This window comes from Oxalobacter aliiformigenes (assembly GCF_027116575.1).
GTDB lineage: Bacteria > Pseudomonadota > Gammaproteobacteria > Burkholderiales > Burkholderiaceae_D > Oxalobacter > Oxalobacter aliiformigenes.
In genome coordinates this window covers 1,963,907-1,978,905 of record NZ_CP098252.1, presented here as the reverse complement: position 1 = coordinate 1,978,905, position 14,999 = coordinate 1,963,907, and the positions used below count along the sequence as shown (strand labels likewise).

Annotated in this window: 11 protein-coding genes and 1 pseudogene; 10 read left to right on the top strand and 2 right to left on the bottom strand. The window is 49.4% G+C overall.

Annotation, left to right across the window (positions count from 1 at the left end; genetic code table 11):
* Window positions 1-10: 10 nt before the first annotated feature.
* From NB647_RS10610 to NB647_RS09065, 5 genes and pseudogenes are all read left to right on the top strand, one after another.
* Window positions 11-127 (top strand): annotated as a pseudogene (locus NB647_RS10610) (hypothetical protein); the annotation flags it as partial.
* Window positions 121-1,263, top strand: a complete 1,143-nt coding sequence (gene hflK, locus NB647_RS09080; protein ID WP_332880334.1) for an FtsH protease activity modulator HflK — start codon at window positions 121-123, stop codon at window positions 1,261-1,263. The pseudogene NB647_RS10610 and the gene hflK, both read left to right, overlap by 7 nt.
* Window positions 1,263-2,135: a protease modulator HflC gene (gene hflC, locus NB647_RS09075; RefSeq protein ID WP_269264282.1), complete on the top strand. Its 873-nt coding sequence runs from the start codon at window positions 1,263-1,265 to the stop codon at window positions 2,133-2,135. Before hflK ends, hflC begins: the two co-directional genes overlap by 1 nt.
* Before the next feature lie 66 nt (window positions 2,136-2,201).
* Window positions 2,202-3,365 carry an ATP phosphoribosyltransferase regulatory subunit gene (locus NB647_RS09070; protein WP_269264281.1) on the top strand — a complete coding sequence of 388 codons (1,164 nt, stop codon included), beginning with the start codon at window positions 2,202-2,204 and terminating at the stop codon, window positions 3,363-3,365.
* Window positions 3,366-3,373: 8 nt separating this feature from the next.
* Window positions 3,374-4,675, top strand: coding sequence for an adenylosuccinate synthase (locus tag NB647_RS09065; RefSeq protein WP_269283164.1), 1,302 nt, complete (start codon window positions 3,374-3,376; stop codon window positions 4,673-4,675).
* 69 nt (window positions 4,676-4,744) lie between these two features.
* Here NB647_RS09065 and NB647_RS09060 read toward each other — a convergent pair whose 3' ends face one another.
* A complete protein-coding gene (locus tag NB647_RS09060) occupies window positions 4,745-5,881 on the bottom strand; it encodes a serine hydrolase (RefSeq protein WP_269283163.1) in 1,137 nt (378 codons plus the stop codon).
* 237 nt (window positions 5,882-6,118) lie between these two features.
* Here NB647_RS09060 and smc point away from each other — a divergent pair, with 237 nt between their 5' ends.
* From smc to def, 5 genes are read left to right on the top strand one after another with little or no spacing between them, the layout of a single operon-like run.
* Window positions 6,119-9,649, top strand: coding sequence for a chromosome segregation protein SMC (gene smc, locus NB647_RS09055; protein ID WP_269283160.1), 3,531 nt, complete (start codon window positions 6,119-6,121; stop codon window positions 9,647-9,649).
* A complete protein-coding gene (locus tag NB647_RS09050; protein WP_269264277.1) occupies window positions 9,646-10,740 on the top strand; it encodes a cell division protein ZipA C-terminal FtsZ-binding domain-containing protein in 1,095 nt (364 codons plus the stop codon). Before smc ends, NB647_RS09050 begins: the two co-directional genes overlap by 4 nt.
* Before the next feature lie 2 nt (window positions 10,741-10,742).
* Window positions 10,743-12,800, top strand: a complete 2,058-nt coding sequence (gene ligA, locus NB647_RS09045; protein ID WP_269283158.1) for an NAD-dependent DNA ligase LigA — start codon at window positions 10,743-10,745, stop codon at window positions 12,798-12,800.
* Window positions 12,784-13,668 (top strand): UTP--glucose-1-phosphate uridylyltransferase GalU, encoded by an 885-nt coding sequence (gene galU, locus NB647_RS09040; RefSeq protein ID WP_269283156.1) that lies wholly within the window; start codon window positions 12,784-12,786, stop codon window positions 13,666-13,668. The genes ligA and galU overlap by 17 nt, the downstream gene beginning before the upstream one ends.
* 5 nt (window positions 13,669-13,673) lie before the next feature.
* Window positions 13,674-14,204, top strand: a complete 531-nt coding sequence (def, locus tag NB647_RS09035) for a peptide deformylase (protein WP_269283153.1) — start codon at window positions 13,674-13,676, stop codon at window positions 14,202-14,204.
* Window positions 14,205-14,249: 45 nt separating this feature from the next.
* On the opposite strand, the gene NB647_RS09030 is transcribed toward def, so the two are convergent.
* Window positions 14,250-14,996, bottom strand: a complete 747-nt coding sequence (locus NB647_RS09030; protein WP_269283151.1) for a pseudouridine synthase — start codon at window positions 14,994-14,996, stop codon at window positions 14,250-14,252.
* Window positions 14,997-14,999: the final 3 nt, after the last annotated feature.

Here is a 14,999-nt window from a genome sequence, read left to right as displayed (position 1 = left end):
TAAGTTTAGAATGTTGTCTTCACCATTATCCGATTTGCACAAACCGGAGCCGCTTCGTGATGACTTGTTCGGTCACGGTCATGGTTTTGGCGACGAGAAACCTCCTGATGTCGATAAAATGTGGAAGGATTTCAATCGTCGTCTGAACCGTTTGTTTCGCTTGAAGAAAAAAAAGACGACGAACCTGAAAGATCCGGCAGGGATGATGACCCGTTTAATGACAGGGAGGCGCGGCCGCGCGCTCTCAAGATTATGGCCTGCGTCATCCTGCTTATCGCAACGGTTTTCTGGTTGGGGACAGGTGTGTATTCCGTTGAAGAAGGCCAGACAGGGGTTGTCATGACTTTCGGCCGGTTCAGCAATTTTGCCTCACCGGGGATCAACTGGCGGGTGCCATGGCCGATACAGAGCCACGAGGTGGTCAATGTTTCACAAGTCAGAACGGTGGAAGTCGGGTATCGCAATACGTTGAGAAACAAAAAGCTCGATGAAGCATTGATGCTGACGAATGATGAAAATATCGTCGATATCCAGTTCGCTGTACAGTACAAGCTGAAAGATGCGGCGGATTGGGTCTTCAACAACCGCGATCAGGAAGATATGGTTCGGCAGGTGGCCGAGTCGGCGATCCGCGAAGTCGTCGGGAGCAAGAAAATGGATTTTGTCCTGTATGAGGGACGTGACCAGATCGCACAGGATGCGTTGAGACTCATGCAGGAAATATTTGACCAGTACCGGTCGGGGGTTCTGGTTACCAATGTCACCATGCAGGGAGTCCAGCCACCTGAACAGGTTCAGGCCGCCTTCGATGATGCGGTCAAGGCGGGACAAGACAGGGAACGGCTGAAAAATGAAGGTCAGGCCTATGCCAACGATGTGATTCCCAGGGCACGGGGCGCTGCCGCACGTCTCAAGGAAGAGGCAGAAGCCTATAAACAGAAAGTGATTGCCAATGCCGAAGGGGATGCGTCACGTTTCAGGCAGATTGTCTCCGAATATCAGAAAGCTCCGGTCGTGACAAGAGACCGGATGTATCTGGAAACCATGCAACAGATTTTCGCCAATACGACCAAGTTGATGGTTGACTCCAGAACCGGGAACAATTTGCTGTATTTGCCGTTGGACAAGCTGATTTCGCAGACAGGCGCTTCCGGATCGGACGCCGATGTCTCCCGGACCGTTTCTTCATCGGGATCATCCGCCACAGGAAGTTCTGCCGAAAAAGAGCGGACTCGTGAAGATCGTGCGAGAGGGGGAAGATAATGCGATATGTCATCAGCTTTTTTATTCTAGCGGTGATGGCTCTGACGGTGGGAACCGGAATCTTTGTGGTGGATCAGCGGCAATATGCCATCGTTTTTGCCATGGGCGAGGTCAAGGAAATCATCGATGAGCCAGGTCTTTATTTCAAGTTGCCGACTCCTTTCCAGAATGTACTTTTTCTCGACAAGAGAATTCTTTCGACAGTAACCCACGAACCGGACAGGATCATTACTGCCGAAAAAATGAATATTCTTGTTGATTCCTATGTCAAATGGCGTATCGTCGATCCGAGACTTTTTTTCGTCAGCTTCGGTGGAGATGAACAGAGGACACAGGATCGTATGGCCCAGATCGTCAAGGCGGCATTAAATGATGAAATAACGAAGCGTACGGTCAGTGAAGTGATTGCGGGTGACCGCAATCAGTTGTTATCGGCCGTCAAGAACAAGATGGCCAATGAAACAAGACATATCGGTGTTGAAATCATCGATGTACGGCTCAAACGGGTCGATTATGTCGATCAGATCAACAGTTCCGTCTTCGAAAGGATGAAATCGGAACGGACTCGTGTTGCCAATGAATTGAGATCAATTGGCGAAGCGGAATCGGAAAAAATCAGGGCGGATGCAGACAAACAGAAAACGGTCATTCTTGCCGAGGCTTTCCGCGATGCCGAGAAAATCAAGGGAGAAGGAGACGCCAGGGCGTCACGTATTTATGCGAATGCTTTCAGCAAGAACCCCGAGTTCTATCGTTTTTACCGCAGCCTTGAAGCCTACAAGGAAAGTTTCAAGAACAGGAAGGATATACTTGTGGTTGATCCCTCATCCGAGTTTTTCCATTATATGAAACATCCGAAAGGTGCAAAATAACTTCTTTTTTATCTTTAAAAGACGGAACTCTGTATTATCATTTAACTTTTTTGCTGAATCTGAATCATGCCTAACTGGCTTTTACCGGAATTTATTGCTGATGTCCTTCCATCCGAAGCACGTAAAATGGAAGATCTGCGGCGCAAAATCCTAGATGAATTCCGTTCGTATGGTTACGAACTTGTTATTCCCCCCATGCTTGAGTATCTTGAGTCATTACTGACAGGTGTGGGACAGGATACCGAAATTTATACATTCAAACTGATTGACCAGTTGTCAGGACGTACCATGGGGGTACGTGCGGATATGACGACACAGGTTGCCCGGATCGATGCACATTTGCTGAATCGCAATGCCGTGACGCGTTTGTGTTATGCCGGAAGTATTTTGCATACCCGACCCTCGGGTTTGCAGGCGACCCGTGAACCTTTGCAAATCGGTGCGGAAATATTTGGTTATTCCGGGATAGCAGCGGATGCCGAAATTCAGAATCTCGCGCTGGCATCGTTGAAAGCGGCAGGCATTTCAGGTGTCTGTCTTGATTTGAGTCATGTCGGTGTGTTGAAAGCATTGATTGCAAGCGACCCGCTGGCGCAGATATTTGAGGCGCAACTGTTCGATCTGCTTGAAACAAAAGACATGCCGGGTCTCATCGAACTGACGAAAGGATTTCATGAGGATACCCGAACAGCGCTGCTGGCATTGCCTGACATGTATGGCGATATGAGTGTGTTGGCTGAAGCGGGAAAGATATTGCCGAAAACGGAAGGAATTGTCAGGGCTTTGTCGGAACTTGAGTATCTGGCTGGCCAGGCGGAATGCGACAGGGTTACAATCGATCTGGCAGACATGCATGGCTATCATTATCACAGCGGGGTCATGTTCGCTGCTTATGTGCCCGGTCTTCCGAATGCCATTGCACGTGGAGGCCGTTATGATCATGTTGCGGAAGCATTCGGGCGTTCGCGTCCCGCAACGGGTTTCTCGATGGATTTGAGGGAACTGGCCAGAATATTGCCGGCTGCGGAAAAACGTCATGTCATTCTTGCACCCTGGAATGATGATCCGAAATTGTGTCAGAAGATCAAGGAATTGAGGAAATCAGGAGAAATTGTTGTTTATGAATTGCCGGATTCGCGGTCGGAACACGACGAATTCGTTTGCGACCGGATGCTGGTCCAGAATGTGAATGACGGTGATTGGAAACTGGAAACTGTAAGTAACGGATGAGTGGAAATATGGCCAGAAACGTAATAGTAGTCGGTACTCAATGGGGCGATGAAGGAAAAGGAAAAGTCGTTGATTGGTTAACGGATCATGCACAGGGCGTTGTCCGGTTTCAGGGAGGACATAACGCCGGTCATACACTGGTTATCGGTGGTCAGAAAACGGCATTGCAGCTGATTCCTTCCGGTATCATGCGCCCGGGTGTTGCCTGCTATATCGGAAACGGGTGTGTTCTTTCGATCCCCGATCTGCTAAGAGAAATCGACAAGCTGGAAGCGATCGGTGTTGAAGTCGTTTCGAGACTGAAAATTTCCGGAGCCTGTCCGCTGATTTTGCCATATCACACCGCTCTGGATCTGGCTCGCGAACTGAGACGCGGAGATGCGAAAATCGGCACAACCGGAAAGGGTATCGGACCTGCTTATGAAGACAAGGTGGCACGGCGTGCCATACGGGTAGCCGATTTGCTGAATCCGAAGCTTTTTGCAGAGAAACTGAAACGGAATATGGATTACCATAATTTCGTTCTTGAAAATTATCTCAAGGTCGAACCGGTGGATTATCAGAAAACGCTGGCGGATGCATTATCTGTCGTGCCTCGTATCGAGCCGCTGATTGCCGATGTCTCGTCCGCATTGAATAATGCCTATGAATCCGGAGCGAATCTCCTTTTCGAAGGTGCACAGGGCAGCATGCTGGATGTCGACCATGGTACCTATCCTTACGTCACCTCGAGCAACTGTGTAGCCGGAAATGCCTCTGCCGGAGCCGGTATCGGACCGGGTATGCTGAATTATATTCTTGGCATTACGAAGGTATACACGACGCGTGTCGGTTCGGGTCCATTCCCTTCCGAGCTGTCGACAGAGGAGGGCGTCGGGAAACATCTCTCCGTTGTCGGTATGGAATTTGGGACCGTCACGGGGCGACCACGCCGTTGCGGGTGGTTTGATGCCGCCCTGTTGCGTCGTTCCGCTCAGTTGAATGGGTTAAGCGGACTTTGTCTGACCAAGCTGGATGTACTGGATGGTCTTGAAACCATCAAGATTTGTGTCGGTTACAAGCTGGATGGCAAGGAAATTTCCATTTTCCCGGCCAATGCCGAAGATGCCGCCCGTTGCGAACCGATTTATGAAGAATTGCCGGGCTGGAAAGAAAATACGATCGGTACGAAATCGCTGGATGCATTGCCGGAGAATGCCCAGGCGTATATCAGGCGTATCGAGGAACTGGTCGGCAGACCTGTTGATATGGTATCGACGGGGCCGGATCGTGAAGAAACGCTTGTTTTGCGTCATCCGTTCAGGGATTGAGATTGTTTGTGATGGAAATGAAAAAAGCCGGTAAAAAGTTATTTACCGGCTTTTTTCAGGGCTGTTTTCTCAGACGTTCGGTTCGCCGTGGCCTGTTTCGGACTGTGTCAGCCAGCTACGGATACGCTGGGCATCTGCCAGACGTGCTCCCTTTCCCTTGGAATCAAGAAAAACCATGACAATAGGCCGTCCCTTGATAATGGCCTGCATGACCAGACACTGACCTGCTTCGGAAATATATCCCGTTTTTTGCAGCCGGATATGCCAGTCCGGATTGTGGACAAGGCCGTTCGTATTGCCGTAGTGCATTTCGCGCAGTCCGTCGTCAACAGAATAGTACGTATCCGTCGAGTATTTGCGAAGAATCGGATGCTGTGCGGCGGCCATGACGAGTTTGGCAAGATCGCGGGCACTGGCAACGTTTCCACTTGAAAGTCCGCTTGAATCGACATAATGGGAATCGGACATGCCAAGTACCTGAGCCTTGATATTCATGGCATTGACGAATGCGGAAATGCCGCCCGGGTAATTACGGCCCAGTGCCGCCGCGGCCCTGTTCTCGGAGCTCATCAAGGCCAGATGCAGCAGATTTCCACGTGTCATCCGGGTGCCGACTTTCAGACGGGAACTGGTGTGTTTGTGAGTATCGACATCTTCTTCTGTAATTTCCAGTACTTCATTCATGTCCTGCATGGATTCCACGACGACCAGACCCGTCATCAGTTTCGTGATGGATGCCATCGGCAATGCAATATTCGAGTTTTTTTCGAACAGAATCTCGAGATTTGATTCATCCAGTACGAGGGCCGCATTGGATTTGAGGGAAAGGGGATCATAAGTATTCTTGAGACCGGCAAGGTCTCCAAACGAGTAACGGGGAATAACCGGAGTCGAACGCCTTAAGGATACCTTTTTGTAGGATCCGCGAGTACGGCTCCGGCTGTCGCGTTGATTCAGTGCGACCAGCTTTCCCGGCGTTCTTTTTGAATTGCGCAAAGAAATGATTCGGTTGTTTTTCCCCTTTGACAAGACCGTTTTTTGACGGGCAGCGGGCACGGCTTTTCCGGTTTTCCGGGATGTAACGGTTTTTGAAGCGGTTTTTCTGGCGGGAGCTTTGCCGGTTTTCTTCGTTGCTGCCAGTCCGAGTGGTGCCGTGAAAACGCATAGAAAAATCAGCGATAACAACCCACTTATGATTTTGTACATAGTTAAGCTCCCGGTGAAAGATACTTCAAGTATACAAAAAAGAACCCATTTCAAGAATGAAAAAAATGTAAAAAAACTGAGCAAAGGCAAACAGTTACAGTCAATAATTGTTCCAATATCCCTGAAAAAGAGATCGGCTGGAAACGGATGGATCGCTTTCTGCTGTTTTCACTTGTTTTGGGGAATCGCCAGATAGTGGATGATATGATTATGACTTTGTGAGAAGGTATTTTTTCTGTGCAATTAACATCGATAAAATTGTCGGGTTTCAAATCGTTTGTCGATCCCACGACCATACAGATCAACGGGAAGCTGATCGGTGTCGTCGGACCGAACGGTTGCGGCAAATCGAATATTATCGATGCGGTTCGCTGGGTTCTGGGGGAGTCAAGAGCATCCGAGCTTCGCGGAGAATCAATGAGAGACGTCATTTTCAACGGAACGACACAGCGCAGGTCGGCGGGAAGGGCGTCAGTCGAACTGACATTTGACAATAGCGACGGCAGAGTCGGTGGACAGTGGGGAAAATACGGGGAATTGGCCGTCAAGCGAGTTCTTACCCGCGAAGGAGGTTCGACCTATTTTATCAATAATGTCGCTGTGCGGCGGCGGGATGTTCAGGATATCTTTCTCGGAACAGGCCTTGGTCCCAGGGCTTACGCCATTATCGGCCAGGGTATGATAGCCCGTATTATCGAGGCCAGGCCGGAAGAGCTTCGCGTTTTTCTTGAGGAAGCCGCTGGTGTGTCGAAGTATCGTGAAAGACGCCGGGAAACTGAAAACAGGCTGGTGGATACCCGTGAAAATCTGAACAGGGTATCGGACATACTGCATGAACTGAACCAGAATCTTGAGAAATTGCGAGTGCAAGCCGATCTGGCCAAGCAGTATCAGAATCTGGTGGACGCAAAAGACCGGCAACAGAAACTGCTCTGGCTGCTCCAGAAACAGGCAAGCGCTCGCGAACAGGCGGAACTGGCGCAGGAAATAGAAAAAGCACAGACCGCTCTTGAGGCGATGACGGCTGACTTGTTCAAACGTGAGGCAGAACTTGAAAAACTGAGAGAGGCTCACGACATGGCGAACCAGAAATTGCATGCAGCACAGGGGGAGCTCTATAAAACCAATGCGGAGATCGGCAGCCTGGAAGCACAGATTCGTTATGTGATTGAGACAAGAAAAAGATTGCAGGCGCAAATACTTTCTTTTCAGGACCAGAAAAATCAATGGTCCAGGCAAATCATTACGTTTTCCGAAGAACTGGCATCGGGCAGGCAGGATCTGGAAGAAGCCATATTGAATTGCGAAGCGGCGCAAGAACTCTGTTTTTGCAAAGCAGGAGAATTGCCCGGGTTCGAAAGTCTCTTGGGTGAAATACGCGGACAGGCACAGGAGGTTCATGATCGTATTTTGCAGATCAGACAGCAGATCGCGGTTTCTTCCAGTAATCACAAGAATCTGGCCGATATATTGCAGGAGTGCCAGATACGGCAGGAAAAACTGTTGCAGCAGCAAAAACAGATTGTCGAACCGGATATGAATGATCTGGTCGCAAAAAAAGATGAAGAACGGGAACAGGAACATTTGCTGGAGGAACTGCGCCTGAATGAAGAGTTCAAACAGGACCAGATTCCCGAAATTGAAAACAAGTGTCGTGTGGCGCGGGAACAACTGAATGAATGCAAGACCCGTCATTTGCAGGGTGAAGCGCGTCTCGTTACGTTGAAACAGCTTCAGGACAAGACACAGTCCAAAAGCAAATTGTACGACTGGCTTGAAAAGCATGAATTGACCGGTTTCAATCCCCTGTGGCAATCCGTTCACACCGATCCGGAATGGGAAACCGCCCTGGAGGCAGTATTGTCAGAAAGAATACGGGCAATTGAGTTATCGTCACTGGATTGGGCCAAACCGTTTTCAAAGGAGATATTGCCTGCCAGAATCTGTTTCTTTTCTGCACAAGGATCCGGGACAGAAACGGATAACGAAAAAGTGTCCGGGATGGATTCACTGGTGGATCTTGTTTATTGTGACAAGTCGTCTTTTCGTGACATTCTGGAAAACTGGTTGTGTCATGTGTATGTCGCTGACAATCTTGAACAGGCGCTTCAGAGAAGAGAAACTTTGCCGAAAGGTGCCTGTTTTGTTGTACCGGATGGGCATATTGTCGACAGGCAAAGTGTCCGGTTATTCGCTCTTGAATCGGAGACGGACGGCGTTTTTTCCAGGCAACAGGAGATCGAAAGGCTCGAATGTGTACAGGAAGAAATGAAAAGCGAATTGTCTCAGGCGATGGAACGGTTCAGATCGGCCGAAACCGAGCTGGATGAGGCACAAATGCAGATTCAGAACTGGCGGAATCAGGCAACGAATGTGCTGCAACGTATTCATGAGATACGCCTGTCCATTCTGAAACTGGAAGAAGCCGATCGGCTTTATCGTGACCAGAAGATACGTATCGATACAGATTTGTCCGAGTTGTATCATCTGAGGCAGGATAAAGAAGCCGACTTGCAGGAGGAAGAAAAAAGACTGGAAGAACTCGATATGCTTCTGGCTGAATGGCAGGGCAAGGAAGAATCTTCTTACGACAGGATTGCAAAAGAAGAAGAGAAGCTGGGATTGTTCCGGGAAGAGCTTCGCCAGGCAGAACGGAAAGCACAACAGGCTGAGTTTGAAAAAGAAACACTGGTTAAACGGATTGCCGAACTTGAAAGGCAAATCCAGACAGCTGAAAACCAGGTCAGGATAGTATCCGGAAATCTGGATCAGGGACAACTGGAATTACAGGAACTGGACGACAAGATCGCACAGGAAAATCTTCAGATATTGCTTGAAACTCGTATGACGCAGGAAAATGCTCTGGTAGAGCTGAGGCAGAATCTGGATGATCTGGCTCAACAGTTGCGGGGGATGCTTGAGGGAAGATTGCAGCTGGAAAGAGGATTGCAGCCTCAAAGGGATAAAATAGTTTCATTGCAACTGAAAGAACAGGCGGCCCGGATCAATGTGGAACAATATGATCGGAAACTGGCTGAAGTCATGGCTGATGTCGGGGAATTGACGCAATGGATATCTCCTCATGCAAAGGCGTCCGCTTTCCAGGCGGAAATCAGCCGTTTGTCCGCCGAAATTGATGGACTTGGACCGGTCAATCTGGGAGCTGCCATGGAACTGGATGAGGGTGAAAAAAGGCAAAAATATCTTCAGGAACAGTATCAGGATCTGACCGATGCCATTGTGACGCTGGAAGACGCCATCAGACGGATAGACCGGGAAACGCGGATGCTGCTGAAAAATACATTCGATCAGGTCAACAGTTCGTTAAACGAGTTGTTTCCGGTATTGTTCGGTGGGGGTCATGCCCGGCTTTTGATGACCGGCAACGAGATTCTGGATGCCGGAGTACAGATCATGGCACAACCGCCAGGTAAAAAAAATGCCACAATTCACCTTCTCTCGGGTGGAGAAAAAGCGTTAACCGCGATAGCATTGGTTTTTTCGTTATTTCAGCTGAATCCGGCACCTTTTTGTCTGCTTGACGAAGTGGATGCGCCTCTGGATGATGCCAATACGGAACGTTTCAGCAACATGGTGACGAAAATGTCGGAACAGACCCAGTTTCTGTTCATTTCGCATAACAGGATCGCTATGGAAATGGCGGAGGAACTGGTAGGGGTGACCATGCAGGAACAGGGGGTTTCACGGATCGTGACAGTAGATATTAATGACGCTGCAAAATTTTCAGATGAGGTTTTAAGAGCATGACGGATTTACAGATAAGCTTGATTGGAGTGGGGATAGCGATTGTAGTCGGTGTCATTGCCTATAACAAATGGCAGGAATACCGGGCGAAAAAACATGTTGAAAGGGCTTTCTCCGATCCTGTCGATGATGTTTTGATAGGTGCTCAGGTTGACAGCAGTACAGAGCGTCGCGAACCTGTGCTGGATGATTCTGTTATTTCCGGACTTGCCGACAGCAATCAGCAATTGCCGGTTCAGGAAGAGACCGGAACAGCCGATAACGTTGTCCTGGTCAAGATACCGGAAATACCCGTTGACGATCTGATCGAATTACCGATCATGCTCAATCTTGAAGAAAGTCTTCGTGCGGAAAAAATCCTGCCTCATCTTCAGTCTTTGCGATATACCGGCAGCAAGCCTGTTCGCTTTCTGGGAATGCCGGACAATAACGATGTGCCCGAAAAGAACTGGCAAGCGATTGTGCCCGGAAACAGTTATCGCCACCTCAAGGCATGTGTGCAACTGGCCAATCGTAATGGTGCCTTGAACGAAATAGAGTATTCGGAACTGCTGATGCGTTTGCGCCAGATCGCCGATGCTATTGGCGCCGAACCTGAAGTGCCGGAAATGTCGGATGTTATTGAAAAGGCAGGACAACTCTATCAGTTCGTCGCCGATCACGATGCCAAGCTGGGTATCAGTATACGGAGTAACGGAGCACCGTGGCAGATCGTAACCCTGAAAACCGCGCTTGAAAAACAGGGTTTTGAATCAAGGCCAGATGGCCAGTTCGTGATGAAAGACCGTGAAAACGGCGGAATTCTGTTTTCTCTTTCAACCAATGAGCTTCCTGCGTCTGAAACGGCCACACGGCTGACATTGCTGATGGATGTGCCCTGTATTGCCCAGGAAAAGGATGGTTTCGGGCAAATGGTTCAATGCGGGAAAGCGCTCTGTATCCGTCTGGATGGCGCTCTGGTTGATGATGGCAACCAGATGTTGACGGACAAATTTCTGGATGAGATTTCAGGGCAGGTCAACGATTTCTACAAGGAGATGCAGGAATCATCTGTTCCTGCCGGATCAATCCGTGCCTTGAAGCTGTTTAACTGATCATGCAGACAGACTTGTTTGGCACAGATGAAAGTCGTGGCGATCTGAAAGAACGGGCAAAAAGATTGCGCGATGAGATAGAGCGTTACAACTATGCCTATTATGTTCAGGATGCACCTGTCGTGCCCGATTCGGAGTATGACAGGTTGTTTGCGGAATTGCAGGAACTCGAGGCAGCGCATCCTGAGCTTGTCAGTGAGGATTCTCCAACCCAGCGGGTAGGAGGGGCTCCGCTTGCACAGTTTGAGAAAGTCGAGCATAAAGTTCCCATGTTGTCTTTGCAGAACGGGCTGTCCGAGGAAGACGTGGAAGCATTCGACCAGCGAATCAGTGAAGAGCTGGGTGGTATCAAAGTGGACTACGAAGCCGAACTGAAGTTTGATGGTCTGGCTGTCAGCCTGCGTTATGAAAAAGGACTGCTTGTCCAGGCTGCGACACGGGGAGACGGGACCTTTGGGGAAAACATCACGGCAAATGTCAGGACAATCCATTCCATTCCGCTTCGGTTATCCGATCTGGCACCTCCTGAAGTGCTGGAAATCAGAGGAGAGGTGCTGATGTTCAAAAAGGATTTTCACGATTTGAACAAACGTCAGCGCGAAAATGGGCAGAAAGAGTTTGTCAACCCACGCAATGCAGCGGCAGGCAGCCTGCGTCAACTGGATTCACAAATCACGGCGTCACGGCGATTGCGGTTTTTCGCTTATGGCCTGGGAGAATTGATTGGCGTGTCTTTGCCTTCGACACAGGGCCAGTTGCTCGAATGGTTCGTGAAAATGGGAATTCCGGTATGCGAGGAAAGGAAAGTCGTCCACGGGTTAAAGGGATTGATGGGATTTTTCCATGATATCGAAACACGTCGTGATACATTGCCGTATGAAATAGATGGTGTCGTCTACAAAGTCAATCAATTGTCCGGACAGCAAAAGCTCGGATTTATTTCCAGAGCGCCCCGCTTCGCTCTTGCGCACAAATTTCCTGCTCAGGAAGTGCTGACAGAAGTCACCGGCATTGATGTACAGGTCGGTCGTACCGGAGCGATTACACCGGTTGCGCGGCTGAAACCTGTTTTTGTGGCCGGCGTTACCGTTACCAATGCGACGCTTCATAATGAAGATGAAGTTCGCCGAAAAGATGTCAGGATCGGTGATACCGTGATTGTCAGGAGAGCGGGAGATGTCATTCCGGAAGTGATTGCTTCCGTATCCGAGAGGAGGCCGGCTGACGCGCGGGAATTTGTCATGCCGACACACTGCCCTGTTTGCGGATCACCTATCGTTCGGCCTGAAGATGAAGCTGTCGCACGGTGTTCTGGCGGGTGGATCAACTGTCCGGCACAGAAAAAGGGAGGATTGCAGTTGTTCGCTTCCCGCAAGGCCATGAATATAGAAGGTTTGGGAGAACAACTGATCGACCAGCTGGTGGACAAGAAAATCATCAGCGATGCAGCCGATTTGTACCGTCTTGATCTTGAGACATTGTCTGGACTGGACCGGATGGCGGACAAATCGGCGAGCAATTTGTTAAATGAACTGGAAAAATCCCGCCAGACGACTTTTGCGCGGTTTCTGTACGCACTGGGAATACGCCATGTCGGTGAAGCAACAGCCCGTTCTCTGGCCGAGCATTTCGGCAATCTGAAAGATCTGAAGCAGGCCAGTGAGGATCAGTTGCTTGATATTGACGATATCGGGCCGATTGTCGCGTCCTCAATCAAACAGTTCTTTGATGATCCTTGTAATTGTGAACTGATTGCAAAATTGCAGAATTGTGGTGTTCACTGGCCCGAGAGAGCCATGACGGCAAAATCCGGGATATTGCCGTTACAGAACAAAAAATTTGTATTGACTGGAACGCTTTCGTCATTGACCCGGGATGAGGCCACTGAAATAATCAGAAACCAGGGAGGAAAAGTCAGCAGTTCTGTTTCCAAAAACACGGATTATGTTCTGGCAGGAAGCGAACCCGGTACCAAACTGGTGAAAGCGCAGGAATTGGGAATTCGTATCTTAGATGAGAATGAATTTATGCAATTGGTAAAAAATGACGAAAATAACTAAAGCGGTATTTCCGGTTGCCGGTTTCGGGAGCCGTTTTTTGCCTGCTACAAAAGCGCAGCCAAAAGAGATGCTTCCTATCGTTGACAAGCCGTTGATCCAATATGCCGTTGAGGAAGCTGTTTCAGCGGGAATCAATGAGCTGATTTTCATTACAGGCCGGAACAAACGGGCTATTGAAGATCATTTTGACAAGGCCTATGAACTGGAAACGGAACTTGAGGCGGCAGGCAAATTCAAGCTGCTTGAACATATCCAGAAAATTTTGCCGAAAAATGTCAATTGCATTTATATTCGGCAAGTCGAGCCGCTTGGGCTGGGACATGCCGTATTATGTGCACGGCCTGTCGTCGGAAATGAACCCTTTGCCGTTTTGCTGGCCGATGATTTCATGACAGTTGGGGAAAACCAGCCATCGGTTCTCAAGCAGATGGTTCAGTTGTACGAAAAGGAATCCAGAAACATACTGGCTGTCCAGGAGGTAGACCGCAGAAATACAGGGCAGTATGGTATCGTCGATACCTCCCCTTATCGCACCAATCTGGAATTTGTAAATGCCATTGTCGAGAAACCGGCCCCTGAAAGAGCGCCTTCCACACTGGCGGTTGTCGGACGATATATTCTCAATCCCGGCATATTCGAATGTCTGGAGAAACTGGAAAAGGGGTCGGGAGACGAAATCCAGTTGACAGACGGAATTGCCGGATTGATCGAACGGGAAGACGTGTGTGCCTATCATTTCACTGGCCAGCGTTTCGATTGCGGATCCAAGGTGGGATATCTGAAAGCCACGGTGACGATGGGATTGAGACATCCGGAGGTCAAGGAAGATTTCAGACATTTTCTGAGCAGAATCAATTTGGCGGAATAGAGAGTATGGCAGTACGAAAAATTCTGAAAATGGGGCATTCCCGATTGTTGAGAGAGTCCGAACCCGTTGGACAGTTCAATACGCCGGAATTGAATGAACTGGTTTCGGATATGTTCGAAACCATGCATGCCGCCGACGGGGCAGGGCTGGCGGCTCCCCAGATCGGCGTGCTGAAAAGGGTGGTGATATTCGGATACGATGAAAATAATCGGTATCCGGATGCCCCTCCCGTTCCCAAAACCGTTCTGATCAATCCGGTCATTCGCCCCTTGACCGATGAAATCGATGAAGGGTGGGAAGGTTGCCTGTCAGTACCCGGCATGAGAGGGGTTGTTCCAAGATGGAAGAAAATACATTATGAGGGTTTTGATCAGTTCGGCAACCGGATCAGCAGGGACGCGGACGGTTTTCACGCCAGAGTCGTCCAGCATGAATGTGATCATCTGGATGGCATCCTCTATCCGATGAGGATGCTTGATCTGGATCTGTTCGGTTTTTCGGATGCGTTTGACGAGGACGATGATCCGGAGGATTGATGATACGGCATCAGACGGGGCAGGCAAACAGCGGTTCTGCAGGAATCAGAATTTTTCGCCGGCCCCAAGATACCGCCATTGTCCGGGAGGCAAGTCCCCCAGTCTGACCTGACCGATACGGATTCTTTTCAGTCCGATGACTTTCAGGCCGACCGCTTCGCACATCCGCCGGATCTGTCTTTTTTTCCCTTCACGCAATACGAAACGTAACTGGTCGTCGTTTTGCCAATGGACCTTGGCCGGCAAAAGCGGTTTTCCATCCAGTTTCAATCCATGTCTTAAAAGCCGGAGATCACTGTCGGGAAGTCTTCCCGGCTTCAGGTATTTGACCCGTACCAGATATTCCTTGTCCGTTGTCGAATTTTCCCCGATCAACTGCCTGGCGATACGGCCGTCCTGTGTCAATACCAGAAGACCGACCGAATCAATATCGAGCCTTCCGGCAGGTACCAGACTGCGCAATTGCGATGGCCTGAATTTCTCTTTTGACGGATCGTTTTTCCAGTGAGTCGTTTCGTTAATCAGAGAAACAGCCGGTTTGTATCCGTTTTCTGCCTGACCGCTGACGTAACCGACCGGTTTGTTGATCAGAATGGTGACTTTTTTCGACTGCTCGAGAGAAGCCTGTTTGCGCACGGTAATTTTCTGGTCAGGCAATATCTTGCTGCCCAACTGGGAGATGACCTTCCCGTCAACCATAACCCATCCACGTTCGATCCATTCATCGGCTTCACGCCGGGAACAGATTCCCAGTTCAGACATGCGCTTGGAAAGACGGACCGGTTCATTCATGGT

What these genes read in the sequence shown, in the direction of transcription:
- hflC (WP_269264282.1), top strand. Translation starts at nt 1,263, where the DNA reads ATGCGATATGTCATCAGCTTTTTTATTCTAGCGGTGATGGCTCTGACG.
- NB647_RS09070 (WP_269264281.1), top strand. Translation starts at nt 2,202, where the DNA reads ATGCCTAACTGGCTTTTACCGGAATTTATTGCTGATGTCCTTCCATCC.
- NB647_RS09065 (WP_269283164.1), top strand. Translation starts at nt 3,374, where the DNA reads ATGGCCAGAAACGTAATAGTAGTCGGTACTCAATGGGGCGATGAAGGA.
- NB647_RS09060 (WP_269283163.1), bottom strand. Translation starts at nt 5,881, where the DNA reads ATGTACAAAATCATAAGTGGGTTGTTATCGCTGATTTTTCTATGCGTT.
- NB647_RS09050 (WP_269264277.1), top strand. Translation starts at nt 9,646, where the DNA reads ATGACGGATTTACAGATAAGCTTGATTGGAGTGGGGATAGCGATTGTA.
- ligA (WP_269283158.1), top strand. Translation starts at nt 10,743, where the DNA reads ATGCAGACAGACTTGTTTGGCACAGATGAAAGTCGTGGCGATCTGAAA.
- galU (WP_269283156.1), top strand. Translation starts at nt 12,784, where the DNA reads ATGACGAAAATAACTAAAGCGGTATTTCCGGTTGCCGGTTTCGGGAGC.
- def (WP_269283153.1), top strand. Translation starts at nt 13,674, where the DNA reads ATGGCAGTACGAAAAATTCTGAAAATGGGGCATTCCCGATTGTTGAGA.
- NB647_RS09030 (WP_269283151.1), bottom strand. Translation starts at nt 14,996, where the DNA reads ATGAATGAACCGGTCCGTCTTTCCAAGCGCATGTCTGAACTGGGAATC.